Origin of the sequence: Streptomyces aurantiacus JA 4570, from assembly GCF_000414115.1 — a bacterium.
In the GTDB taxonomy this organism is placed as follows: Bacteria; Actinomycetota; Actinomycetes; order Streptomycetales; family Streptomycetaceae; genus Streptomyces; species Streptomyces aurantiacus_A.
In genome coordinates, this window is the sequence record NZ_AOPZ01000016.1 from 1 (window position 1) to 21,356 (window position 21,356).

The 21,356-nt window shown below is 71.1% G+C and carries 21 protein-coding genes and 1 pseudogene; 9 read left to right on the top strand and 13 right to left on the bottom strand.

Annotated elements, in window-relative coordinates; translation table 11 throughout:
* Positions 1–215 precede the first annotated feature (215 nt).
* Positions 216–857 carry a DNA-3-methyladenine glycosylase gene (locus STRAU_RS01790; protein ID WP_016638495.1) on the bottom strand — a complete coding sequence of 214 codons (642 nt, stop codon included), beginning with the start codon at positions 855–857 and terminating at the stop codon, positions 216–218.
* Positions 858–1,050: 193 nt separating this feature from the next.
* Between STRAU_RS01790 and STRAU_RS01795 the strand changes: the two genes are divergently transcribed.
* The 3 genes from STRAU_RS01795 (at position 1,051) to STRAU_RS01805 (ending at position 3,162) form a co-directional block, all read left to right on the top strand.
* A complete protein-coding gene (locus STRAU_RS01795) occupies positions 1,051–1,833 on the top strand; it encodes a sporulation protein (protein ID WP_016638496.1) in 783 nt (260 codons plus the stop codon).
* 107 nt (positions 1,834–1,940) lie between these two features.
* Complete coding sequence (locus tag STRAU_RS01800) at positions 1,941–2,480, top strand: YbhB/YbcL family Raf kinase inhibitor-like protein (RefSeq protein WP_016638497.1); 540 nt, start codon at positions 1,941–1,943, stop codon at positions 2,478–2,480.
* A 175-nt stretch (positions 2,481–2,655) separates the two neighbouring features.
* Positions 2,656–3,162 carry an HNH endonuclease gene (locus STRAU_RS01805; protein ID WP_037657069.1) on the top strand — a complete coding sequence of 169 codons (507 nt, stop codon included), beginning with the start codon at positions 2,656–2,658 and terminating at the stop codon, positions 3,160–3,162.
* A gap of 101 nt (positions 3,163–3,263) precedes the next feature.
* On the opposite strand, the gene STRAU_RS01810 is transcribed toward STRAU_RS01805, so the two are convergent.
* From STRAU_RS01810 to STRAU_RS01820, 3 genes are all read right to left on the bottom strand, one after another.
* Complete coding sequence (locus STRAU_RS01810) at positions 3,264–4,217, bottom strand: SPFH domain-containing protein (protein ID WP_016638499.1); 954 nt, start codon at positions 4,215–4,217, stop codon at positions 3,264–3,266.
* 176 nt (positions 4,218–4,393) lie between these two features.
* Entirely contained in the window at positions 4,394–4,822 is a 429-nt protein-coding gene (locus STRAU_RS01815) for an NfeD family protein (RefSeq protein ID WP_016638500.1), read from the bottom strand.
* Positions 4,823–4,870: 48 nt separating this feature from the next.
* Positions 4,871–5,662, bottom strand: coding sequence for an ABC transporter ATP-binding protein (locus STRAU_RS01820; protein ID WP_037657071.1), 792 nt, complete (start codon positions 5,660–5,662; stop codon positions 4,871–4,873).
* Between the two features lie 129 nt (positions 5,663–5,791).
* Between STRAU_RS01820 and STRAU_RS01825 the strand changes: the two genes are divergently transcribed.
* The gene (locus STRAU_RS01825; RefSeq protein ID WP_078620914.1) at positions 5,792–6,595 is read left to right on the top strand and encodes a hypothetical protein; all 804 of its coding nucleotides are present in this window, start codon (positions 5,792–5,794) and stop codon (positions 6,593–6,595) included.
* Between the two features lie 259 nt (positions 6,596–6,854).
* Here STRAU_RS01825 and STRAU_RS01830 read toward each other — a convergent pair whose 3' ends face one another.
* The 4 genes from STRAU_RS01830 to STRAU_RS01845 form a co-directional block, all read right to left on the bottom strand.
* Entirely contained in the window at positions 6,855–7,100 is a 246-nt protein-coding gene (locus STRAU_RS01830) for a chaplin (RefSeq protein ID WP_016638503.1), read from the bottom strand.
* A gap of 199 nt (positions 7,101–7,299) precedes the next feature.
* Positions 7,300–7,545 carry a chaplin gene (locus tag STRAU_RS01835; protein ID WP_016638504.1) on the bottom strand — a complete coding sequence of 82 codons (246 nt, stop codon included), beginning with the start codon at positions 7,543–7,545 and terminating at the stop codon, positions 7,300–7,302.
* A 185-nt stretch (positions 7,546–7,730) separates the two neighbouring features.
* On the bottom strand, positions 7,731–8,393 hold the full coding sequence (locus STRAU_RS01840; RefSeq protein ID WP_310592213.1) for a response regulator: 663 nt from the start codon (positions 8,391–8,393) through the stop codon (positions 7,731–7,733).
* Positions 8,386–9,531 (bottom strand): GAF domain-containing sensor histidine kinase, encoded by a 1,146-nt coding sequence (locus STRAU_RS01845; protein WP_016638506.1) that lies wholly within the window; start codon positions 9,529–9,531, stop codon positions 8,386–8,388. The genes STRAU_RS01840 and STRAU_RS01845 overlap by 8 nt, the downstream gene beginning before the upstream one ends.
* A 209-nt stretch (positions 9,532–9,740) precedes the next feature.
* Between STRAU_RS01845 and STRAU_RS01850 the strand changes: the two genes are divergently transcribed.
* The 3 genes from STRAU_RS01850 (at position 9,741) to STRAU_RS01860 (ending at position 12,612) form a co-directional block, all read left to right on the top strand.
* Positions 9,741–10,439: an SDR family NAD(P)-dependent oxidoreductase gene (locus STRAU_RS01850; protein ID WP_016638507.1), complete on the top strand. Its 699-nt coding sequence runs from the start codon at positions 9,741–9,743 to the stop codon at positions 10,437–10,439.
* Entirely contained in the window at positions 10,436–11,605 is a 1,170-nt protein-coding gene (locus STRAU_RS01855) for an S-adenosylmethionine:tRNA ribosyltransferase-isomerase (protein WP_016638508.1), read from the top strand. The genes STRAU_RS01850 and STRAU_RS01855 overlap by 4 nt, the downstream gene beginning before the upstream one ends.
* Positions 11,606–11,901: 296 nt before the next feature.
* Positions 11,902–12,612, top strand: a complete 711-nt coding sequence (locus STRAU_RS01860; RefSeq protein ID WP_016638509.1) for a transglycosylase SLT domain-containing protein — start codon at positions 11,902–11,904, stop codon at positions 12,610–12,612.
* Positions 12,613–12,715: 103 nt separating this feature from the next.
* On the opposite strand, the gene STRAU_RS01865 is transcribed toward STRAU_RS01860, so the two are convergent.
* On the bottom strand, positions 12,716–15,358 hold the full coding sequence (locus STRAU_RS01865; RefSeq protein ID WP_078620915.1) for an ABC transporter ATP-binding protein/permease: 2,643 nt from the start codon (positions 15,356–15,358) through the stop codon (positions 12,716–12,718).
* A 342-nt stretch (positions 15,359–15,700) separates the two neighbouring features.
* Between STRAU_RS01865 and STRAU_RS01870 the strand changes: the two genes are divergently transcribed.
* Both STRAU_RS01870 and serB read left to right on the top strand, forming a co-directional pair.
* Positions 15,701–17,515, top strand: coding sequence for a streptophobe family protein (locus tag STRAU_RS01870; protein ID WP_016638511.1), 1,815 nt, complete (start codon positions 15,701–15,703; stop codon positions 17,513–17,515).
* A gap of 374 nt (positions 17,516–17,889) precedes the next feature.
* Positions 17,890–19,230 carry a phosphoserine phosphatase SerB gene (gene serB / locus STRAU_RS01875; RefSeq protein WP_259299802.1) on the top strand — a complete coding sequence of 447 codons (1,341 nt, stop codon included), beginning with the start codon at positions 17,890–17,892 and terminating at the stop codon, positions 19,228–19,230.
* Between the two features lie 187 nt (positions 19,231–19,417).
* Here the strand turns inward: serB and STRAU_RS01880 are convergent, their stop codons facing one another.
* The 4 genes and pseudogenes from STRAU_RS01880 to STRAU_RS01890 form a co-directional block, all read right to left on the bottom strand.
* Complete coding sequence (locus STRAU_RS01880; protein ID WP_016638513.1) at positions 19,418–19,936, bottom strand: SixA phosphatase family protein; 519 nt, start codon at positions 19,934–19,936, stop codon at positions 19,418–19,420.
* Positions 19,937–20,120: 184 nt separating this feature from the next.
* A complete protein-coding gene (locus STRAU_RS01885; RefSeq protein WP_016638514.1) occupies positions 20,121–20,342 on the bottom strand; it encodes a hypothetical protein in 222 nt (73 codons plus the stop codon).
* Positions 20,343–20,573: 231 nt separating this feature from the next.
* On the bottom strand, positions 20,574–20,690 hold the full coding sequence (locus tag STRAU_RS43375) for an SGM_5486 family transporter-associated protein (protein WP_106967776.1): 117 nt from the start codon (positions 20,688–20,690) through the stop codon (positions 20,574–20,576).
* A gap of 43 nt (positions 20,691–20,733) precedes the next feature.
* A pseudogene (locus tag STRAU_RS01890) lies at positions 20,734–21,356 on the bottom strand (MFS transporter); the annotation flags it as partial.

The following is a 21,356-nucleotide window of genomic DNA, read 5'->3' on the forward strand; positions in this document are numbered from 1 at the left end:
GAGGGCCTTTGCCTTTCGGCGTGTTCACTACGTTAGCGGATCTCCCTGGCAACTCATAATCGAGTTCCGCGGATTCAATTTCGGCATGCGGACATGCGAAACAGGACCCCGCTGAAGGGAAGTCGTAGGTAGTGGTTGGCCGCTTCCGGCTGCTGGCTGAATGCCGTACCCGGGTCAAGCGGCTCGGGCTACGTTACGGAAGCACCAACGCCGCGTCAAGTTCGGCGACGTCGAGGTGAATGAGCCCGATAGGGGCTCACCGTAGGGTCGTTGGCCGTCCAGAAGCGCCATGGGTGGACGCTGCCCTCGCCGCCCACTCCCGTGCGGGGGCCGGTCCTGACCTGGGAGGGGTCCGTAGGCGCGCCGGTCAGGACCGTGAGCGGGGCGTCGGTGCCCGCGCAGACGTCGGCGCCGTCGAGGCGGCGGTCCACGTCGAGGGCCGTGGCCAGGCGGGCAGGTCCTTTGGCCAGTTCCTTGTCGTTGCGGGCCGAGAGTCGTCGTTCGCGGGTGAGCTCGGCGCCCTCGGTGATCTCACCGGCCCGCAGCAGGACCGCGCCCGCCTTGCCCTCCGGGCCGCACACCAGGTTCATGCAGTGCCACATGCCGTACGTGAAGTAGACGTACACGTATCCCGGCGGGCCGAACATCACGCTGTTGCGGGCCGTGCGGCCGCGATAGGCGTGGGAGCCGGGGTCCGCCTCCCCCTCGTACGCCTCGACCTCTGTCAGGCGCAGCTCGATCGGGCCGTCCGGGGTGTTCCGCACGAGGATGCGGCCGAGCAGGTCGGGCGCCACCTCCAGGACGGGTCGGTCGAAGAAGTCGCGGGGCAGGGGCGTACGGTCAGGGGCCACGATCATGTCGTACGAGCGTACTGCACCGAATGTGTACGGGTTCGGCGTGCAGGGTGGCCTCCGGACGCTCGTGCCACGAGGGTGAGGGCGCGAGGCGCCGGTGTGGAACCGCGTGCCGTCCGATTGCGTTTGTACGTTGTCGAAGGTCGACGGTCAATCGATCGAGTCAAGCCACAGGCGGGGCCTGGGGAGGAGAATCATGGGGTTCAAGAAGCTGCTGGCGAGTCTGGGTGCCGGCGGGGCCTCCGTGGAGACGGTGCTCACCGAGGCCAACGTCGTGCCGGGCGGTGTCGTCCAGGGCGAGGTGCGCATCCAGGGCGGGAACGTCGACCAGCGGATCGAGGCGCTGTCCGTCGGCCTGCAGGCGCGGGTCGAGGTCGAGGGCAACGACCAGGAGGTCAAGCAGGACATCGAGTTCATCAAGCAGCGGCTCGGCGGTGCCTTCGAGCTGAAGGCGAACGCGGTGCACGCGGTGCCGTTCGGGCTCGACATCCCCTGGGAGACCCCCATCACCCACTTCGCCGGGCGTCAGCTGCACGGCATGAACATCGGCGTGACCACGGAGCTGGAGATCGCCCGCGCCGTGGACTCCGGCGACCTCGACCCGGTGAACGTGCACCCGCTGCCGGCGCAGCAGGCGATCCTCGACGCCTTCGGGCAGCTCGGCTTCCGCTTCAAGAGCGCGGACATGGAGCGCGGCCACATCCGCGGCACCCGGCAGAAGCTGCCGTTCTACCAGGAGATCGAGTTCTTCCCCCCGGAGCAGTACCGCGGCCTGAACCAGGTCGAGTTGAGCTTCGTCGCGGACGACCGGGAGATGGACGTCGTCCTGGAGATGGACAAGAAGCCGGGCCTGTTCAGCGAGGGCAGCGATTCGTACAAGTCGTTCAAGGTCGGGCTCAACGACTTCCAGGGCACCGACTGGGCGGCGTACCTCAATGAGTGGCTGTCCCAGGTCGGCAGCAAGCGCAACTGGTTCTAGGGCCTCCGTCCGGTGGCTCCACGCCGAGCCGCCGGACAGGACCTAGGCTCGAGGCGGCGAGCGATCGCCGACATGGACGTAACCGGAACCGATCAGGAGGTGCCTACGTGACCGAGGTCAAGAGGCCGCCGCTGCCCCATGACTTCCACCCGGCCGTGCCGTCGTTCACGGTCGTGAGCGCGGACTTCGAGCCGGGTGCGGTACTCAAGGACGACCAGGTGTACGCGGCCGGGAACACCTCGCCGCAGCTGCGGTGGGAGGGCTTCCCGCCGGAGACGAAGAGCTTCGCCGTGACGTGCTTCGACCCGGACGCCCCCACGGGGAGCGGGTTCTGGCACTGGTCCGTGTTCGACATCCCGGCCTCGGTCACCGAGCTGCCGGCGGGCGCGGGCAGCGGCAAGTTCGAGGGGCTCCCGGAGGGCGCCGTCCAGGTGCGCAACGACTACGGGACGAAGGACTTCGGCGGCGCCGCCCCGCCGCCGGGCGACCCAGCGCACCGCTATGTGTTCACCGTGTACGCGGTCGACCAGGAGAAGCTCGGCCCGGACTCGGACGCCTCGCCCGCCGTCGTCGGCTTCAACCTGCGGTTCCACACGCTGGCCCGCGCCCAGGTCATCGCGGAGTACGCGGCGGTGGCCGACAGCTAGCCGCAACCCCGCACGAGCTCGCGACAGCTCAGCGTTCATTGAACGTTTGCCCGCCCCTGGTCTTGGAAGTGATCAGGGGCGGGCATCTTTTATTGCGTTGTCCTACCCGGCGTGCCCGGCCAGAGTTGATCCAGCCCGCCAGGAGGTGGGCCGGTGCACACGGGAGGTGGGCGAGATGCGGGACACGCTTGTGCTGAACGCGAGCTTCGAGCCGCTGTCGACGGTGACGCTGAATCGCGCCGTCGTGCTGGTGCTGCAGGACAAGGCCGTCGTCGAGCAGTCCCACCCCGCGCTGCGGGTGCGCGCCGCCACCGTGGAGCTTCCGGTGCCCCGGGTGATCAGACTCTGCAGGTATGTACGGGTGCCCTTCCGAAGACGTGCGCCTTGGTCGCGGCGGGGTGTCCTGGTGCGTGACCAGCACCGGTGCGCGTACTGCGGCAGGCGCGCGACCACCGTCGACCACGTGGTGCCGCGCTCCCAGGGCGGCGCCGACTCGTGGCTGAACACGGTGGCGTCGTGCGCGATGGACAACCACCGCAAGGCGGACCGCACGCCGGAGCAGGCCGGGATGCCGCTGCTGCGGCAGCCGTTCGAGCCGACGCCGGCGAACGCGATGCTGCTCGCGCTCGGGCGCGAGGACTTCGAGGCGCTGCCGGACTGGCTGGCGCAGCCCGCCGCCTGAGTACGTGACGGACGCTGGGGCCGCCCTCCGAGTGGAGGGCGGCCCCAGCGTCGTACGTACGGGGATGCGCCGCTGTCGTACGTACGACAGCGGCGGTCGCGTCAGTCGATGGGCGGCTGCTCGCGGCGCTCCACGCCGCCCGCGCTCTTGGCGCCGCCCCCTCCGCCGCCACCGCCGGTGAGGGGACCGAAGTTGCCGAGCGCTCCGCCGAGGCCCTTGAGGGCGTCGCCGATCTCGCTGGGGACGATCCAGAGCTTGTTCGCGTCGCCCTCGGCGATCTTCGGGAGCATCTGGAGGTACTGGTAGGAGAGGAGCTTCTGGTCCGGGTCGCCCGCGTGGATGGACTCGAAGACCGTGCGGATGGCCTGGGCCTCGCCCTCGGCGCGCAGGGCCGCGGCCCTGGCCTCACCCTCGGCCCGCAGGATCGCGGACTGCTTCTCACCCTCGGCCCGCAGGATCTCGGACTGGCGGACACCCTCCGCCTGGAGGATCGCGGCGCGCTTGTCACGGTCGGCGCGCATCTGCTTCTCCATCGAGTCCTGGATGGAGGTGGGCGGCTCGATCGCCTTCAGCTCGACGCGGTTGACGCGGATGCCCCACTTGCCGGTGGCCTCGTCGAGGACGCCGCGCAGGGCCGCGTTGATCTCCTCGCGGGAGGTCAGGGTCCGCTCCAGGTCCATGCCACCGATGATGTTGCGCAGGGTGGTGACGGTGAGCTGCTCGATCGCCTGGATGTAGCTGGCGACTTCGTACGTCGCGGCGCGGGCGTCGGTGACCTGGTAGTAGATGACCGTGTCGATGTTCACGACCAGGTTGTCCTGGGTGATCACCGGCTGGGGCGGGAACGGGACGACCTGTTCACGCAGGTCGATGCGGTTGCGGATGGAGTCGATGAACGGGACGACGATGTTCAGGCCCGCGTTCAGCGTGCGCGTGTAGCGGCCGAAGCGCTCCACGATCGCGGCGCTGGCCTGCGGGATGACCTGGATCGTCTTGATCAGGGCGATGAAGACCAGCACCACCAGAATGATCAGGACGATGATGATTGGTTCCATCGTTGGTTCCCCGTGCCCTTCTTGCTTCGGTGTTTCCGGAGGTCGCTTCGGTGTTTCCGGAAGATCTTGAGATCTCGCGGGTCGAGTCTGTCAGAACGCCGCGCCGGCCGGGGGGCGTTCGGATCACCCGACGTCACGGGCCGTCAGCCGTACGGCTGTTGGGCCCGGACGCCGGGTCACATGACGACGGCCGTCGCCCCGTCGATCTCGACGACGTCCACCTCCTGGCCGGGCTCGAAGCTCTGCTCGGTGTCGAGCGGCCGCGCCGACCAGATCTCGCCCGCGAGTTTAATGCGCCCCCCGGAGGAGTCGACCCGCTCCAGAACGACCGCGGATCTGCCCTTCAACGCCTCGACGCCGCTGACGAGTTGGGGGCGCTGCGCGCCGTGCCGGGCGGCGATCGGGCGTACGACCGCGATGAGGGCGACCGAGACGACGGCGAAGACCACCGCCTGCATCACCACTCCCCCGCCGAGACCCGCGGTCACGGCGGCCGCGACCGCGCCGACGGCGAGCATGCCGAACTCCGGCATCGCGGTCATTACCAGCGGGATTCCGAGGGCGACCGCGCCGATCAGCCACCACACCCATGCGTCGATGTCCACATGGTCATGGTAGGACCGCCGGTCCCGATCCCGACAGGGCGTGCGCGATCAGCCGAGCGGCAGACCCTGGGCCGACCAGCGTTCGCCCCGCTGCTCGACGACCAGCGGCAGGCCGAAGCAGAGCGAGAGGTTGCGCGAGGTGAGCTCCAGCTCCAGCGGGCCCGCGGCCATGACCTTGCCCTGACGGATCATCAGGACGTGGGTGAAGCCGGGGGCGATCTCCTCGACGTGGTGCGTGACCATGATCATCGAGGGGGCGATGGGGTCGCGGGCGAGGCGGCCGAGGCGGCGTACGAGGTCCTCGCGGCCGCCGAGGTCGAGGCCGGCGGCGGGCTCGTCGAGGAGCAGCAGCTCGGGGTCGGTCATCAGGGCGCGGGCGATCAGGGTGCGCTTGCGCTCGCCCTCGGAGAGGGTGCCGAACCGGCGGTCCAGGTAGTCGCTCATGCCGAGGCGGTCGAGGAAGGCGCGGGCGCGCTGCTCGTCGATGTCCTCGTAGTCCTCGTGCCAGCCGGCGGTCATGCCGTACGCGGCGGTGAGGACCGTCTGCAGGACGGTCTGGCCCTTGGGGAGCTTGTCGGCCATGGCGATGCCCGCCATGCCGATGCGGGGGCGCAGCTCGAACACGTCGACCCTGCCGAGCTGCTCGCCGAGGATGGTGGCGGTGCCCTTGCTCGGGAAGAGGTAGCTGGACGCGACATTGAGGAGGGTGGTCTTGCCGGCGCCGTTCGGGCCGAGGATGACCCAGCGCTCCCCTTCCTTGACCGACCAGGAGACCTGGTCCACCAGAGCCCGGCCCTCTCGGACCACGGATACGTCCTTAAGCTCCAGTACATCGCTCATGAGCGCGTTGTCTCCCATTGCTCTCTCGGCTGTCGCTCGCATGTCCGCGTCTGTGGACGCGGCCCCCGGATAAAACCTACGCCACCGGCCGACCGTTCCCGTGCCGAGGCCGGTCCTTAGGCTGTACGCATGCTCTCGGAACCACGCTCAGGACGCTTGGCCGCTTGGGGAAACGCCCTTTTGGCCGGACTTGTTTCACCTGACGACGCGGTGCACGCGATCGTGGGCGGCGACTCGGTGCACCGGGTCGAGGGGCTGCCCGGCGAGTCGGCACCGGTCGGTCTGACGCTGGCGCTCGGGCGGCTGCGCGCGCTCGGCGTGACGGGGCTGCGGGTGGCGCTGCCCGCGCCGGGGCATCCGCTCGGCCTGAGCGGCCCGCCGGCCTTCAACGAGCGGGCCCTGGAGGCGGAGGAGGCGGTCGTCGCGACGGGTGCGCCGTACGGGCTCGTGCCGGAGGTGTACGAGGCGGGGCCCGAGGGTGCCGCCGACGCCGAGGACGTCCACGTGGAGGTGGTGTGGCACTGCCTGCCGGTACGGGAGGCGCCGCCCGCGGACGTGCCCTCGCTGGGTGAGGCGGAGCGGGAGCTCGCGGACGCGCTGCGGGAGGCGACGGAGGTGCTCGCGCGGCTCGACGTGGCGGCGTCGGGGCCGGTCGCGGAGGCCGCGGTCGACGCGTACCGGGCGCGCGCCGAGCGGGGGCGTGAGGTGCTCGCTCCGGGGTATCCGCCGCGTGCGGTGCGGGTGTTGGAGCTGGCGCAGCGGGTCGGGCTGCTGATCTCGGTGGCGTACGAGAACGGGCACGGCGGAGCTGTGAGCGCGTCGGAGATGGGGGCGCGGGCGGCGGCCCTGCGGCCGGTGGAGCGGGTCGCGCGGCGGGCTCAGGTGGCCGCGTACAACGCTTACGTCGAGGAGCGGGAGCGGGGCGGGCGCTGAGCCTCTGGCTCCTCCTGCGGACTTGGTGGGCCACGCGGACTTGGTGAAGTCCGCTGTGGTTCGGTCGGGCCCCGAAGGGGCGCGGGGCCCTGACATATGCGCTCCGCCGCGCGGGCGCGACCAGCCACCGCCGCGCGGGCGCGACCAGCCACGACGAACCCGCGGACGTCCGGCGGCACAGTGCGGCACATCCGGCGGAGCGCTCGACGCCGAGGGCCCCGCGGACCGTGTGATCCGCGGGGCCCTCCGGGTCAGCGTGTCACTGGTTGACCGACGAGTTGCCCAGCGTCGGGTTCAGGATGCCGACCGCGTTCACGCCGTTGCCGGTGGCGTTCACCGGGACGTGGACCGGGGCCTGGACGAGGTTGCCGGAGCCGATGCCCGGGGACTTGGTGGCGTGGCCGTTCGCGTCGGCACCGGAGGTGGCGGCGGCGGCTCCGGCGGAGGCACCCGCGGCGAGACCGGCGACGGCGACGGCCAGGGCGGCCTTCTTGGCAATGTTCATGGGACGTGTTCCTCCAGTGACGGTGCGACCCCGGCTGCGGGGTCAAGGGGGATGTCCGGCGCGGCGGCGAGGACGCCGGGGAGGCCGGGTGGTGCGGGGGTGCGGAGAACGCGACCGGCCCCGCCCGCGGGTGCGCTGCGGGGCCGGTCGCCGCGACGCCGATCGCATGACCGTGATCGGCGGATCGCGCGGGGTGCGATCAGACGTTCTCGCAGACGTTGCCGAACGTCGGGTTCAGGACGCCGACAACGGAGAGGGTGTTGCCGCAGGCGTTCACCGGGATGTGCACCGGGGCCTGGACCAGGTTGCCGGAGACGATGCCGGGGGAGTTCTTGGCCACGCCGTCGGCGTTCGCGCCACCGTGGGCGGAAGCAACGCCGGCACCGGCGGCGAGCAGGCCACCGGCCACCATCGTGACGGCAGCGGCCTTCTTCAGGTTCTTCACTTCTGAGTTCCTCCTGAGCGGAAGCTGCGGCCAGCCGCCGCAGCACGCACTGGAGAACGGCCGGGCGCCTCGGGGGATGCGCCGAATGGGGGACATCCACACGACGGTATGAATCTCAGCCCGGAACGCGACGGTCCGTGCTGACATCCACTCCCGCGGCCGCGCCGGCCCGAGGACCTGCGGAATCAGCCGGTGACGCCGTGCCGCACGGCCCACAGGGCGGCCTGGGTGCGGTCGGCGAGGTCCAGCTTCATGAGGATGTTCGACACATGGGTCTTGACCGTCTTCTCGGAGAGCACGAGCGCGCGGGCGATCTCGCGGTTCGACCGGCCGTCCGCGATCAGGCCGAGCACCTCGCGCTCCCGCTCGGTGAGGGAACCGCCTCTCCCCTGCGTGTGGTTGGCCTCTTCCTGGGACAGCAGGGCGCCCGCCACCTCGGGCTGGAGCAGGACGTGCCCGGCGTGCACGGAGCGGATGGCTCCGGCGAGGGCCTCGGGGTCGACGTCTTTGTACACATAGCCCGCCGCGCCCGCTCGCAGGGCCGGGACGACCGTGCGCTGCTCGGTGAAGCTCGTGACGATCAATACGCGCGCGGGGTTGGCCAGTTCACGGAGTTTGCGCAGCGCCTCGACGCCGTCCATGCCGGGCATCTTGACGTCCATCAGGACGACGTCCGGCTTCAACTCCTCGGCGCACGCCACTCCTTCGGCGCCGTCGGACGCCTCACCGACGACCTCGATGTCGTCCTGGATCTCCAGGAACGTACGCAGACCGCGGCGGACCACCTGGTGGTCGTCGACCAGCAGCACCCGGATGCCTGCCTTCGGGTTGAGCACAGAGTCAGCCACCGGGGACCTCCATCTCGATCGTCGTGCCCTTGCCGGGCTCCGACTCCACGGTCAGCCGTCCGCCGACCCCGCCTGCCCGGTCCCGCATGGAGACCAGACCCAAGTGCCGCCCGGCGCGCCGGATCACGCGTGGGTCGAATCCCTTGCCGTCGTCCGTCACGCGCAGCACCGCTCCGGGGCCGTGCTTCCGCAGCGCGACGGCGACGTGCTCCGCCTCCGCGTGCCGCAGCGCGTTGTGCAGTGCCTCCTGGGCGACGCGCAGCATGGCCTCCTCCTGGGCGGCGGGCAGGGCGCGCACCCCGCTGCTCTCGAAGGTGACGGTGGCGGAGTGGGCGCGGTCCAGGACCTGCGCGTGCGTGCGCAGCGTGGCGACCAGGCCGTCCTCGTCAAGGGCCGCGGGGCGCAACTCCACCACGGCGGCGCGCAGTTCGTCGGCCGCCTCGGCCGCGAGCGCCGCGACCTGTTGGAGCTCGCCCTTGGCGCGCGCCGGGTCGCGGTCCACCAGGGCGGCGGCTGCCTGGGCGGTCAGGCGCAGGGAGAACAGCTTCTGGCTGACCGCGTCGTGCAGTTCGTGGGCGAGGCGGGAGCGCTCCTCGGCGATGGTCAGCTCGCGGCTGCGTTCGTACAGCCGGGCGTTGGTCAGGGCGATCGCGGCGTGCTGGGCGAGGATCGACAGGAGCTCCTCGTCGTCCTCGTCGAAGCCGCAGCCGCCGGTCGGCTTGGGGCACTGCTTGTTGGCCAGGAAGAGGGCGCCGAGCGTCTCGTCGCCGTACCGGATCGGGAGGCCGAGGAAGTCGGACATGTCCGGGTGGGCGGCGGGCCAGCCCTCGAAGCGGGGGTCCTCGCGCACGTCGGCGAGGCGCTCGGGCTCGGCCTTGCGCAGCATCGCGGCGAGGATGCCGTGCTGGCGGGGCAGCGGGCCGATGGCCTTCCACTGCTCCTCACTGACGCCGTCGACGACGAACTGGGCGAAGCCGCCGTGGTCGTCGGGGACGCCGAGGGCCGCATACTCCGCGTCCAGCAGTTCACGGGCGGAGGCGACGATCGTCTTGAGGACGTCGCGCACCTCCAGCTGGCTGCTCATGGCGAGCAGCGCGGAGCTGACCGCGTACAGGCCGGATCGGGGTCCTTGACTCATGGCCCAACCGTACCGGCGGGGTGTGACAGCGCGTATCCGACCTGTGGCGGCAGGGCTCTAGGACCCGGGGCCTAGGCCCAGCGGACGGCCTAGGGCAAAGGGACTTCGCGGGGTGCTCCCGCCGGACGAGGCGCGCGGCGGGGGGCCGTTCCTAGCGTGGAAGCCGGTACTGCCACGAGGGCGCCGAGGATCACGAGGGGACGGTTGTCATGCCGGTAGCGATCATCACGGGGGCTTCGAAAGGGCTGGGGCGGGCGCTGGCCGCGGCGCTCGCGGAGCGGGGCTGGGACCTCGTCCTCGACGCGAGAACGGGGTCGGTGCTCGAAGAGACGGCGCGGGAGCTCGCCGGGCACAGCGGCCGGGTGCGCGCGGTGGCCGGGGACGTGACGGACGCGGAGCATCGCGGGGAGCTGATCGCAGGTGCCCGCGCCCTGGGCGGCCTCGACCTGCTCGTGAACAACGCGAGCGCGCTCGGCGCCGAGCCGCTGGTCCGGCTGGACGCGCTCGCCCTGGAAGGGCTGCGGCGGGCGCTGGAGACGAATGTCGTGGCCGCGCTCGGTCTCGTACAGCAGGCGCTGCCGCTGTTGCGGGCCTCGCGCGCGGGAGGCGCGGTGATCAATGTCAGCTCCGACGCGGGCGCCGAGGCGTACGAGACGTGGGGCGGATACGGGGCGTCGAAGGCCGCGCTCGACCAGTTGTCGGCGGTGCTCGGCGAGGAGGAGCCCGCGCTGCGGGTGTGGGCCGTCGATCCGGGCGACATGGGCACGGACCTGTACCGGGCCGCGGTGCCCGACGACGCGGATCCGCGGCCGCTGCCGGGGACGGTGGTGCCCGCCTTCCTGCGGCTGCTCGACGAGCGGCCGGTGAGCGGCCGCTATGACGCCCCCTCCCTGCTGGTGGCGTCATGACGGTCGCGGTGCGGGTGCCCGAGGGGCTGCACGCGGCGCTCCCGGTCGAGCAGCGCGGCCGGGGGCTGCGCAGGGACTCGGTGCGGCTGCTGGTCTCGCGCGGTACGCAGGTGTCGCACCACGGCTTCGGTGAGCTGCCGCACTTGCTGCGCGCCGGGGACCTGCTCGTGGTGAACACCTCGCCGACGCTGGCCGCCGCCGTCGACGGGCGGCTGCTGGACGCGCGCGGGGACCAGGACAAGGGGCACGTGCGCGTACACGCGCGCGTAGTGGTGCATTTCTCGACGCTCGGCGAGGACGGCCGGTGGGCCGTCGAGCTGCGTGATCCCGATGAGCGCGGCACTACACGCGCGCGGGCGGGCGGGCCCGCGGGGACAGAGGTGGAGCTCCCCGGAGGCGTGCGTCTGGTGTGCGAGGAGCCGCTGAGCGCGGACAGCGCGCGGCTGTGGTGGGCGCGGGTACCGACAGACGTGCCGCGGCTGCTGCGGCGGCACGGGCGTCCCATTCGGTACGCCTACACGGAGCGGGATCAGCCGCTGTCCGTCTACCAGACGGTCTTCGCGCTGCCGTCCGCCGACGGCACGGGCAGCGCGGAGATGCCGAGCGCGGCGCGGCCGTTCACCGCGCGCCTGGTGGCACGCCTGGTGAGCCGGGGCGTGCAGTTCGCGCCGGTCCGGCTGCACACGGGGGTGGCGTCGCCGGAGGTGCACGAGCCGCCGTATCCGGAGCGCTTCGAGGTGCCGGAGGCGTCGGCGCGGCTGATCAACGCGGTGCGGGCGGGAAGAGAGAGGGCGCGTAGCGCTTCCTTGGAAGGGCGGTGGCGGGAGACGGGCGGGCGGGTCGTGGCGGTGGGGACGACGGCTGTGCGGGCCGTGGAGTCGGCTGCCGGTCCTGACGGGGTGGTCCGTGCGGCGGCGGGGCGTACGGATCTTGTGGTGACGCCGGAGCGGGGTGTGCGGGTGGTGGACGGGCTCCTCACGGGCCTGCACGAGCCCGAGGCGTCGCACCTGCTGATGCTGGAGGCGGTGGCGGGGCGGGCCGCGGTGGAGCGCGGTTATGCCGAGGCGGTACGCCATCTCTACCTCTGGCATGAGTTCGGCGACGTGCACCTCCTCCTTCCGGACGAGTTTGCTCACCGAGAGCATTGCTGTAGCAACTCATGGTGAGACTGTTACGCGTCCGATGTGAGGCCGCGCATAGGGCGCACATCACGTACGAAGCTCCCTAGTGGATCCATGGGCCCAGTAAACGGGGGTTAAGGGCGGGCACCGGGGGCGGCGGCAGACCCCCTGATCCACTACCCGGGATCGTACGTCATGCCTTTGCCACAGAATTTTGCGCCAGCTAAGAATTGCTCCCGTCGCTCGAACGCCGCGGTCTCGTACCGCGGCGTTTTGCCGGAAGCAATCTGTCCCCCGCCGGTGCAGAGCGACCTCCCGATTTACGAAGAGGTCCATCTCCCATGTCCAAGCACGTCACCTCTGGTCATAGTCGCTCTACTCTGACCAAGACCCAGAAGTTCTCGATCGCCGGTGTTGCCACCCTCGGTGCCGCCGCCCTCGCCTTCTCGATCGTGCCGGGCAGCTCCGAAGCTCAGACCGAGGCGCTGGGCACCCACTCGGCTGCCTGGTCCGTGCCCGTCGACGCGCAGCAGAGCGTCAGCAAGCAGCAGTCCAACGCCAGCAAGCAGGCCAAGGACGCCGCTGCCGCGAAGGCCGCCGCCGACAAGAAGGCCGCCGCCGACGCCGCGGCGAAGAAGAAGGCCGACGCCGAGGCCGCGAAGAAGAAGGCCGAGGCCGACCGCAAGGCCAAGGAGACCGCCAGCCGCGCGGCCGCCCGCAAGCCCGTCTACGCCAACAACCTCGACGGCTGGATCCGCCAGTCCCTCGACATCATGAAGTCCAAGGGCATCCCCGGCTCGTACGACGGGCTGCACCGCAACATCATGCGCGAGTCCACGGGCAACCCGAACGCCAAGAACGGCTGGGACATCAACGCGATCAACGGCACGCCTTCGATCGGCCTGCTCCAGGTCATCCAGCCGACGTTCGACGCGTACCACGTGTCCGGCACCTCGACGAACATCTACGACCCGGTCGCCAACATCACGGCCGCGGCCAACTACGCCGCCGACCGCTACGGCTCGATCGACAACGTGAACGGCGCCTACTGAGTCGTACGACCCGGACCTCTTCAACCGAGGCTCACTGACGCCGAAGGGCGGCACCCCGTGCGGGGTGCCGCCCTTCTCGTACTTACTCTCGTACGTCGTGCGCCTACTTGCGCATGACCTCCGGCTCGTGGCGGCGCAGGAAGCGGGCGACCAGGAAGCCGCAGAAGGCGCCGAGGGCGAGCAGGGCGGCCATGTCCATGCCCCAGGCCGCGGCCTCGTGGTCCCACAGCGGGTCCGTGCTGCCCGGGTCGTCCGGGTTCGGGCTGATCTTGTTGAAGTCCAGCGTCGTACCGGCGGCGGCGACCGCCCAGCGCGAGGGCATCAGGTACGAGAACTGATTGACGCCGACCGTGCCGTGCAGGATGAACAGGCAGCCGGTGAACACGACCTGGATGATCGCGAACATGACCAGCAGCGGCATGGTCTTCTCGGCGGTCTTCACCAGGGCCGAGATGATCAGGCCGAACATCATCGAGGTGAAGCCGAGCGCCATGATCGGCAAGGAGAGCTCGAGAAGCACCCCGCCGCCGAAGACCAGGCCCTTCTCCGGGATCTCACGGCTGGAGAAGCCGATCGCGCCGACCAGGGCGCCCTGCAGCACCGTGATGAAGCCGAGGACGATGACCTTGGACATCAGATACGCGGAGCGCGACAGGCCGGTCGCGCGCTCCCGTTCGTAGATCACCCGTTCCTTGATCAGCTCACGGACCGAGTTGGCCGCGCCCGCGAAGCACGCGCCGACCGCGAGGATCAGGAGCACGGTGGTGGCCGTGCCGTTCGGGAGGATCTTGCCGGTCTGCGGGTTCACATTCGGCAGCAGACCCTTGTCCGGGTCGATCAACAGGCTGACCGCGCCGAGCACCGCAGGCAGGATCAGCATCAGCGCCATGAAGCCCTTGTCGGAGACGATGACCGACACATAGCGGCGGATCAGGGTGACCAGCTGCGAGACCCAGCCCTGCGGCTTGGGCGGCTTCATCGCCTGCGCCGGCGGCATGCGTACGGACTGCGCGGCGACGGCGTCGATGTCCGCGGCGTACATCTGGTAGTGCTGCGAGCCCTTCCAGCGGCCCGCCCAGTCGTAGTCGCGGTAGTTCTCGAACGCGGAGAAGACATCGGCCCAGGTGCTGTAGCCGAAGAAGTTCAGGGCCTCCTCGGGCGGGCCGAAGTACGCCACCGAACCGCCAGGCGCCATCACCAGCAGCTTGTCGCAGATGGCCAGCTCGGCCACCGAGTGCGTGACGACGAGGACCGTACGGCCGTCGTCGGCGAGGCCGCGCAGGAGCTGCATGACGTCGCGGTCCATGCCCGGGTCGAGGCCGGAGGTCGGCTCGTCCAGGAAAATCAGGGACGGCTTGGTCAGCAGCTCCAGGGCCACCGACACACGCTTGCGCTGGCCGCCCGAGAGCGAGGTGACCTTCTTGTCCTTGTGGATGTCGAGCTTCAGCTCGCGCAGCACCTCGCCTATGCGCTGCTGGCGCTCCTGCTCGCTGGTGTCGGCGGGGAAGCGCAGCTTGGCCGCGTACTTGAGGGCCTTGCTGACGGTCAGCTCCTTGTGCAGGATGTCGTCCTGCGGGACCAGACCGATGCGCTGGCGCAGCTCGGCGAACTGCTTGTACAGGTTCCGGTTGTCGTAGAGGACGTCGCCCTGGTTGGCGGGCCGGTAGCCGGTGAGCGCCTTGAGCAGGGTGGACTTTCCGGAGCCCGAGGGGCCGATGACCGCGATGAGCGACTTCTCCGGGACGCCGAAGGAGACGTCCTTGAGGATCTGCTTGCCGCCGTCGACCGTGACGGTCAGGTGGCGCGCGGAGAAGGAGACGTCTCCGGTGTCGACGAACTCCTCGAGGCGGTCGCCGACGAGGCGGAACGTCGAGTGGCCGACGCCCACGATGTCGTTCGGGCCGATGAGGACCGTGGACGACTTCGCTATCGGCATGCCGTTGACGTATGTGCCGTTGTGCGAGCCCAGGTCGCGCAGCTCGAAGCGGCCGTCGGGCGACGCCGTGAACTCCGCGTGCAGACGCGAGACCTGGAGGTCGGAGACCACCAGCTCGTTCTCCAGGGCACGGCCGATGCGCATCTTTCGGCCAAGCGAGAACTGGTGGTACGTCGTCGGGCTGCGGTCGCCGTAGACCGGCGGGGCCCCCGCCGCGCCGCCGGATCCCACGCCCGCGCCCGGGCCCTGCTGCTGCGGAACCTGCCCCTGGCCCTGCTGCGGCCAGGACTGCTGCTGCGGCATCTGCTGCTGGGGCGCCTGCTGCTGCATCTGCTGCTGAGGCGCCTGATACTGCGGCGCTTGATGCTGCGGTGCCTGATGCTGCGGCTGCTGCCCCTGCCCGGCCCAGCCCGGCGCGCCCTGCTGCCCCGCCTGGCCGGGGGCGTGCTGCGGCGGCGCGTGCTGCGCCTGCTGCTGCGCTCCCGGCGCGGACATGGCCGCGGCGGCGCCACCGGAGAGGACCAGCTGCGGGCCGTCGGTCGCGTTGCCCAGGTGGACGGCCGATCCAGGGCCGATCTCCATCTGATGGATCCGCTGCCCCTGCACGAAAGTGCCGTTGGTGGAGCCGTGGTCCTCAATGACCCAACTGCGCCCGCCCCAACTGATCGTCGCGTGCCGCCAGGAGACCCTGGCGTCGTCCAGCGCGATGTCACCCTGGGGATCACGCCCGAGGGTGTATGCCCTGGACGAATCGAGCGTCCAGGTCCTGCCATTCAATTCCAGTACGAGTTCCGGCACTCCATGCCCCACTGAGTTGTCCCCCGAGTTGCCCCCATCATGGGGAGTCTAGGGATGTCGAACATCGGGAGGAACTATTTCAGGCGGAGGGCTCTGACCGAAAGTCGGGCCTTGTGAAGACTGCGTACGGGCCACTATGACTGCCCCGTTGACGGGGCAGATACCGCCCCGGAGAGTAGTAAGGGCTCTCAGCGAGTACGGATCACGTGCATTGCGCGCATATCGCTCATGTCAGCGATACCAGTCATGTCTGCCATGCCAGTCATGTCTTTCATGTCTTTCATGCGCCCTGCGGGTTCCTTCGCGCGTGTCCGTGCCGAGAGGGCGATGCGCGCTGCGAGCTCGGGGGGTCCCATGGAGACCGGCCGGTACGAGGATGTGCGGCAGGGTGTGCCGCGGCGGGTGCCCTGGGGTGATGTGCTGCTCTCCGCGATAGCCGCGGTGAGCTGGGCACTGATCGGCATGGCGGGCACGGCCGCGCTGGGGCTGCATCTGCTGGGCGCGGACGCGGCGGGGTCGCTCGGGCCGATGACCGCGGCGGCCGTGGCGCTCGGCGTCGGCGGTTCCGTCACTCCCTCCGGAGACGTGTCGGCCTTCGGTCTCGAAGGCGCGGAGGCGACCACGGCCATCGACGTCACCCCGCTCGGTGTGGGTCTCGTGGGCGCGGTGCTGCTCGCGTTCTTCTTCTTGCGTTCCTTGCGCAGTGCGGGAGTTGTGATCTCGCCGGCCGAACTCGCCGCCCGCGCGGGCGCGGTGATCGCGCTTTTCCTCGCCATGCTCGGCGGTCTCGCCTGGGCCGGACACGATGTCATCACGATCGATGGCAAACAGCTCGGCATCGACAAGGGAATCGACAAAGGGCTCGACAAAGGTCTGGACAATCTCCCCGGAGGTATCGGGGACCGGATTCCCGACGGCCTGAAGGACATCGGGGGCATCGGGGACATCGGCGGGCTGCTGCCCGACCGCCTCGACGACCTCGTCGAGGCGGAGGCCGCGGTGGGCTTCACCGTCGACACCGGGGCCACGCTGCTCGGTGGCGCGATCTGGGTGGCCGTCGTGCTGCTCATCGCCCTGCTCGCCTCGCGCCGCACCCCGCTGCCGCCCGGCCTCGAATTCCTGCACCGCGTCGTGCGGCCCGCCGCGTCCGCGCTCGTCACGGTGGTGCTGATGGCCGTGCTCGCCGGGGTCGCGGCGGCTGCGTACGCGATGATCGGCGACGCCCACCCGAAGCGGATCGCGGGCGGCGCGCTGCTCGGGACGCCGAACGGTGTGTTCCTCGGCCTGCCCGTGGGGCTCTTCGTTCCCTACAACGGCGAGGTGTCGGGCCCGCTGGCGCGGTTCCTGCCCGACCCTGTCGACGACCTCCTGAGCGGCGACACCAACAAGCCCCTGACGCTCGGGCGGCTCGCCGAACTCGACGGCCGGGTGTGGCTGCTGGCGGTGGCCGCGGTCCTGATGATGCTGTTCGCCGGGGTGCTGACGGCTGTGCGCAGTCCGCTGGTACGTGACATGGGTGCCGTCGGCTTCGCCGCCCGCTGCGCGCTGCGGCTCGGTCTTGTCACGGCGGTGGCGCTGCCGCTGATGGCATGGCTGACGACGGTCACGGCGGACGCCTCTATGTCGGTCTTCGGCTTCGACGCGTTCGGGGCGGGGCTCGAGCTGCACGGGGAGCTGGGGATGGCGGTGCTGCTGGGGGGTGCCTGGGGCGTGGCCGCCGGCGCGGCGGGGGCTCTGCTCGCTCGCGCGACCGGGGCGGCAGGGGGGCGGGCCGCGCCGCTGGCGCTCGGCGCGGGGCCGGAGCTGGTGTCTCCGGGGCCCGGCCCCTACCGGGAGAGCACGCCGTATCGGCCGCCTCGGGCGGAGACGAATCCGTATCTGCGGGTGCCGGGGGGTCCGGGGGCGGGTGCGCCCGGGGCCTCGGGGGCGGCGCCTTCGCAGGCCGGCGGTGCGCCTCCGGGGGCGGGTGGTGCGCCTTCGCAGGCGGGTGGGGTGCCACCGCGTACGGGTGGGGTGCCGCCGCAGGTGAGCGGGGCGCCCACGGTTGCCGGGCCGGTGGTACCGCCCGCCGGGGGCGGGTCCAAGCGGGGACGCCGGGGTGAGGCGGACTGGCCTCCGCCTCCGCCGCCTCCACCACCTCCGCCTCCGCCTCCGAGGCGGAAGGGGTGAACGCGGGCTGAGGGCGTGCCGCCGGTTGGGCTGTGTCCCCCACGCAGTACGGGCACCGTCGGCCTGGGCTGTGCCCGCCCCAGCCGCCCACAGTGCGGGCCGGTCGCCCGTAGGGAGGGCACGGACCGCCCCAGCGACGCCGGACGGCCTTGCTAGGCGCCGTAGGTGTGGACTGCCCGCAGGGCGGTCGGCCCCGGGGGCTTCCGGCCTGGAGCGTGTTGTTCCGGTGAACGAGTGGGCGAGTGGGCGGGTGGGAGATATCCGCCGCGACAGCGGCGGCACAGGAACCCCCCACCCGCCGGGACCGCCGAGGCGTCCGAGGACCGGACAGCCCCACCGCCCCGCAAGCGCGGCCAGCTACCGTGGGGATCACCATGAGTGCCTCGACACCACCCACGCCCCCCGACGCGCGCACGCCGGAAGCCACCCGGGCAACGGCCCAGGAAGCCACCCCGACGGCCACCCCGGAAGCAGCCCCGACGGCCACCGCTGAAGGCGCCCCCGCCAGAGACGGCGCACACGCCGACATCCCCACACTCCTGGTCAAGATCTTCGGCAAGGACCGCCCAGGAATCACCGCCGGCCTCTTCGACACCCTCGCCGCGTACTCCGTGGACGTCGTCGACATCGAGCAGGTCGTGACCCGGGGCCGGATAGTGCTGTGCGCCCTGGTCACCGCCCCGCCGACCGGCCTGGAAGGCGATCTGCGGGCCACGGTCCACAGCTGGGCGGAGTCCCTGAAGCTCCAGGCCGAGATCATCTCGGGCCGGGGCGACAACCGTCCGCGCGGCCTCGGCCGGTCCCTGGTCACGGTGCTCGGCCACCCCCTGACGGCCGAGTCGACGGCGGCGATCGCCGCCTGCATCACGGGCACGGGCGGCAACATCGACCGCATCTTCCGCCTCGCCAAGTACCCGGTCACCGCAGTGGAGTTCGCCGTTTCCGGCACGGAGACCGAGCCCCTGCGGACCGCGCTCGCGACGGAGGCGCACGCCCTCGGCGTGGACGTCGCGGTGGTGGCCGCGGGCCTGCACCGCCGTGCCCAGCGCCTGGTCGTGATGGACGTCGACTCGACCCTGATCCAGGACGAGGTGATCGAGCTCTTCGCCGCGCACGCGGGCTGCGAGGAGGAGGTCGCCGCCGTGACCACGGCGGCCATGCGCGGCGAACTCGACTTCGAGGAGTCGCTGCACGCCCGCGTCGCCCTGCTCAAGGGCCTGGACGTCTCGTCCGTGGACAAGGTCAGGACCGAGGTCCGGCTGACCCCGGGCGCCCGCACCCTCATCCGCACCCTCAAGCGCCTCGGCTACCAGGTCGGTGTGGTCTCGGGCGGCTTCACCCAGGTCACCGACGACCTGAAGGAACGACTCGGCCTGGACTTCGCCCACGCCAACACCCTGGAGATCGTCGACGGCAAGCTCACCGGCAAGGTGACCGGCGAGATCGTGGACCGCGCGGGCAAGGCCCGGCTGCTGCGCCGCTTCGCCGCCGAGGCGGGCGTCCCGCTGGAGCAGACCGTGGCGATCGGCGACGGCGCCAACGACCTGGACATGCTCAACGCAGCCGGCCTGGGCGTCGCCTTCAACGCCAAGCCGATGGTCCGCGAGGCCGCCCACACCGCCGTGAACGTGCCCTTCCTCGACACCGTCCTGTACCTCCTGGGCATCACCCGCGAAGAGGTCGAGGCCGCGGACATGCACCTGGACCACGACTAGGGCCTGCCGCGAGCGCTCCGGCAACCACAGGCACGTCCCGTACAGCGCCGTACCGGACGTCCCGCACGCCCCCGTGCACGGCACAGGGCCCGGCGCCCCCTCGACGCCGGGCCCTTACTCATGGGGCCGAACACTGATCTCTCATGGGTCAGAACACTGAGCCCATGGCCGGGACACCGATCTGCCGCTACTCCGACGGCGCCCAGTAGTCCACCAGGGTCGCCGTGCCCGGCTCCAGGGCCTTCCACGACCCGGAGTACGTCAGGACGGCGAAGGCCGACGTCGGGAAGCCGCGGCGGTTCATCCGCGTCTGGGCGTCCCCCTCCGCCTCACCGGCGAGGACGTCGGCGAGGCCGTGGACGCCCGGGTTGTGGCCGATCAGGACCACGTTCTGCGCGTCGTCCGGGACTTCGTTGAGCACGGCGATCAGCTCGCCGGGTGAGGCTTCATAGACCCGCTCCTCATACACCGTCCGGGGCCGCTGCGGGAACTCCTGGACGGCGAGCTTCCAGGTCTCGCGGGTCCTGGCGGCGGTCGAGCAGAGGGCCAGGTCGAAGGCGATGCCGCTGTCGACGAGTTTGCGGCCGGCGACGGGGGCGTCCCTGCGGCCGCGCTCGGCGAGCGGGCGCTCGTGGTCGGCCACCTCGGGCCAGTCGGCCTTCGCATGCCGGAAAAGGACAATCCTGCGGGGTTCTGCGACGCTCATGCATTCCAGCTTCGCATGAAACACGCCATGGAGCGCAGGGAGTTGACGGGCTCCGCCAACACGGGTGACGGGGCTTTCACCACGTGACGCACGAGGTCGGGGCACTGCCGGGGCCGGGGCGGAGCGTCCCGAGCACCCCCGCTCGGGATCTTCGGTCCGGGCCGGGAACGGGGCGGGACCAAGATCAGGCCGCGATGCTCAGCAGGTCCCTGACGCGCTGCAGCAGGTCCGACACCACGGGCTCACCGCTCGCCGCGTGGGCGTCGGCCGGGTTCAGTATCAACAGGAGCAGGGACGCGAAGGCGATGGCGGGCAGCGCGATGGCCCACCACGGAAGCTGGATCTCGATGCCGGCCGGCTCCGCCTGGTCCGCCGGGTCGCGTCGAGTGTGCGAACGGACCGGCATGCCGCCTCCAGGGTCTTCGAGTGCTCCGTGCCGCGTCCTCGCGGCCACATCTCGAAGGTACGGAGTCCGGGCCTTTCAACCCATCCGGTGATCCACCCAGTTAACCCTGACACTGGCCCCCTAGGGGATGGTGGTGCTAGCCCCACCATCCGTGCGACGCGGAGCCCTCCGCCGCGGCGGCACGGGGACGCCGGAGCGACACGGGGGCCCGCCCTGCCTGCTGAGAGGCCGTCAGGGCGAGGCCACCGTCGCGACGATTCCGATGATCACGGTGATGGCCAGCATCGCGCCGAGCACGATCAGGAGCTTCTTCTGGCCGTTCTGGGGGTTCGGGTCGAGCACTGGCATGCGCCAAGTCTCGCACCCCGCGCGCGGACGGCGGCCGTCGGGGTCAGGCTCCCGCCGGCGCGGCCGCCGCCTTCGCCGCCACCTCGTCCTCGACGGTGCGGTCCCGGCCCGCCACGATGCCGACGGCGATCTGCGGCACCATCAGGCCCGCCATGAGCGCGATGGGCAGGCCCCATCCGCCGCTGTGCTGGTAGAGCACGCCGACGAGCAGCGGTCCCGGGATCGAGATCAGATAGCCGGTGCTCTGCGCGAAGGCGGAGAGCTTGGCCACGCCCGCGCTGCTCCTGGCGCGCATGCCGACCATCGTGAGGGCCAGCGGGAAGGCGCAGTTGGAGACGCCGCACAGCAGCGCCCACGCCCAGGCGCCGCCCGCCGGGGCGAAGTACAGGCCCGCGTACCCGGCGAGCCCGCAGGTGCCGAGGGCGACCACCACGGGACCCTGGTGGGACAGCCGCGTCGCCACGCGCGGGATGACGAAGGCGAGGGGCACGCCCATGGCCATCGTGACGGCGAGCAGCACCCCGGCCTCACCGGCCGGCACGCCCGCGTCCCGGAAGATCTGCGGCAACCAGCCCATGGTGATGTACGCGGCGGTGGCCTGGAGGCCGAAGAAGCAGGCCAGCGCCCATGCGGTGCGGCTGTGCGTGATGCGCAGGCCCTCGTCCT

Coding starts and splice junctions, on each gene's coding strand:
- STRAU_RS01790 (WP_016638495.1), bottom strand. CDS start 857: ATGATCGTGGCCCCTGACCGTACGCCCCTGCCCCGCGACTTCTTCGAC.
- STRAU_RS01795 (WP_016638496.1), top strand. CDS start 1,051: ATGGGGTTCAAGAAGCTGCTGGCGAGTCTGGGTGCCGGCGGGGCCTCC.
- STRAU_RS01805 (WP_037657069.1), top strand. CDS start 2,656: ATGCGGGACACGCTTGTGCTGAACGCGAGCTTCGAGCCGCTGTCGACG.
- STRAU_RS01810 (WP_016638499.1), bottom strand. CDS start 4,217: ATGGAACCAATCATCATCGTCCTGATCATTCTGGTGGTGCTGGTCTTC.
- STRAU_RS01820 (WP_037657071.1), bottom strand. CDS start 5,662: ATGAGCGATGTACTGGAGCTTAAGGACGTATCCGTGGTCCGAGAGGGC.
- STRAU_RS01825 (WP_078620914.1), top strand. CDS start 5,792: ATGCTCTCGGAACCACGCTCAGGACGCTTGGCCGCTTGGGGAAACGCC.
- STRAU_RS01830 (WP_016638503.1), bottom strand. CDS start 7,100: ATGAACATTGCCAAGAAGGCCGCCCTGGCCGTCGCCGTCGCCGGTCTC.
- STRAU_RS01845 (WP_016638506.1), bottom strand. CDS start 9,531: ATGAGTCAAGGACCCCGATCCGGCCTGTACGCGGTCAGCTCCGCGCTG.
- STRAU_RS01850 (WP_016638507.1), top strand. CDS start 9,741: ATGCCGGTAGCGATCATCACGGGGGCTTCGAAAGGGCTGGGGCGGGCG.
- STRAU_RS01855 (WP_016638508.1), top strand. CDS start 10,436: ATGACGGTCGCGGTGCGGGTGCCCGAGGGGCTGCACGCGGCGCTCCCG.
- STRAU_RS01860 (WP_016638509.1), top strand. CDS start 11,902: ATGTCCAAGCACGTCACCTCTGGTCATAGTCGCTCTACTCTGACCAAG.
- STRAU_RS01870 (WP_016638511.1), top strand. CDS start 15,701: ATGGAGACCGGCCGGTACGAGGATGTGCGGCAGGGTGTGCCGCGGCGG.
- serB (WP_259299802.1), top strand. CDS start 17,890: ATGAGTGCCTCGACACCACCCACGCCCCCCGACGCGCGCACGCCGGAA.
- STRAU_RS01880 (WP_016638513.1), bottom strand. CDS start 19,936: ATGAGCGTCGCAGAACCCCGCAGGATTGTCCTTTTCCGGCATGCGAAG.
- STRAU_RS01885 (WP_016638514.1), bottom strand. CDS start 20,342: ATGCCGGTCCGTTCGCACACTCGACGCGACCCGGCGGACCAGGCGGAG.
- STRAU_RS43375 (WP_106967776.1), bottom strand. CDS start 20,690: ATGCCAGTGCTCGACCCGAACCCCCAGAACGGCCAGAAGAAGCTCCTG.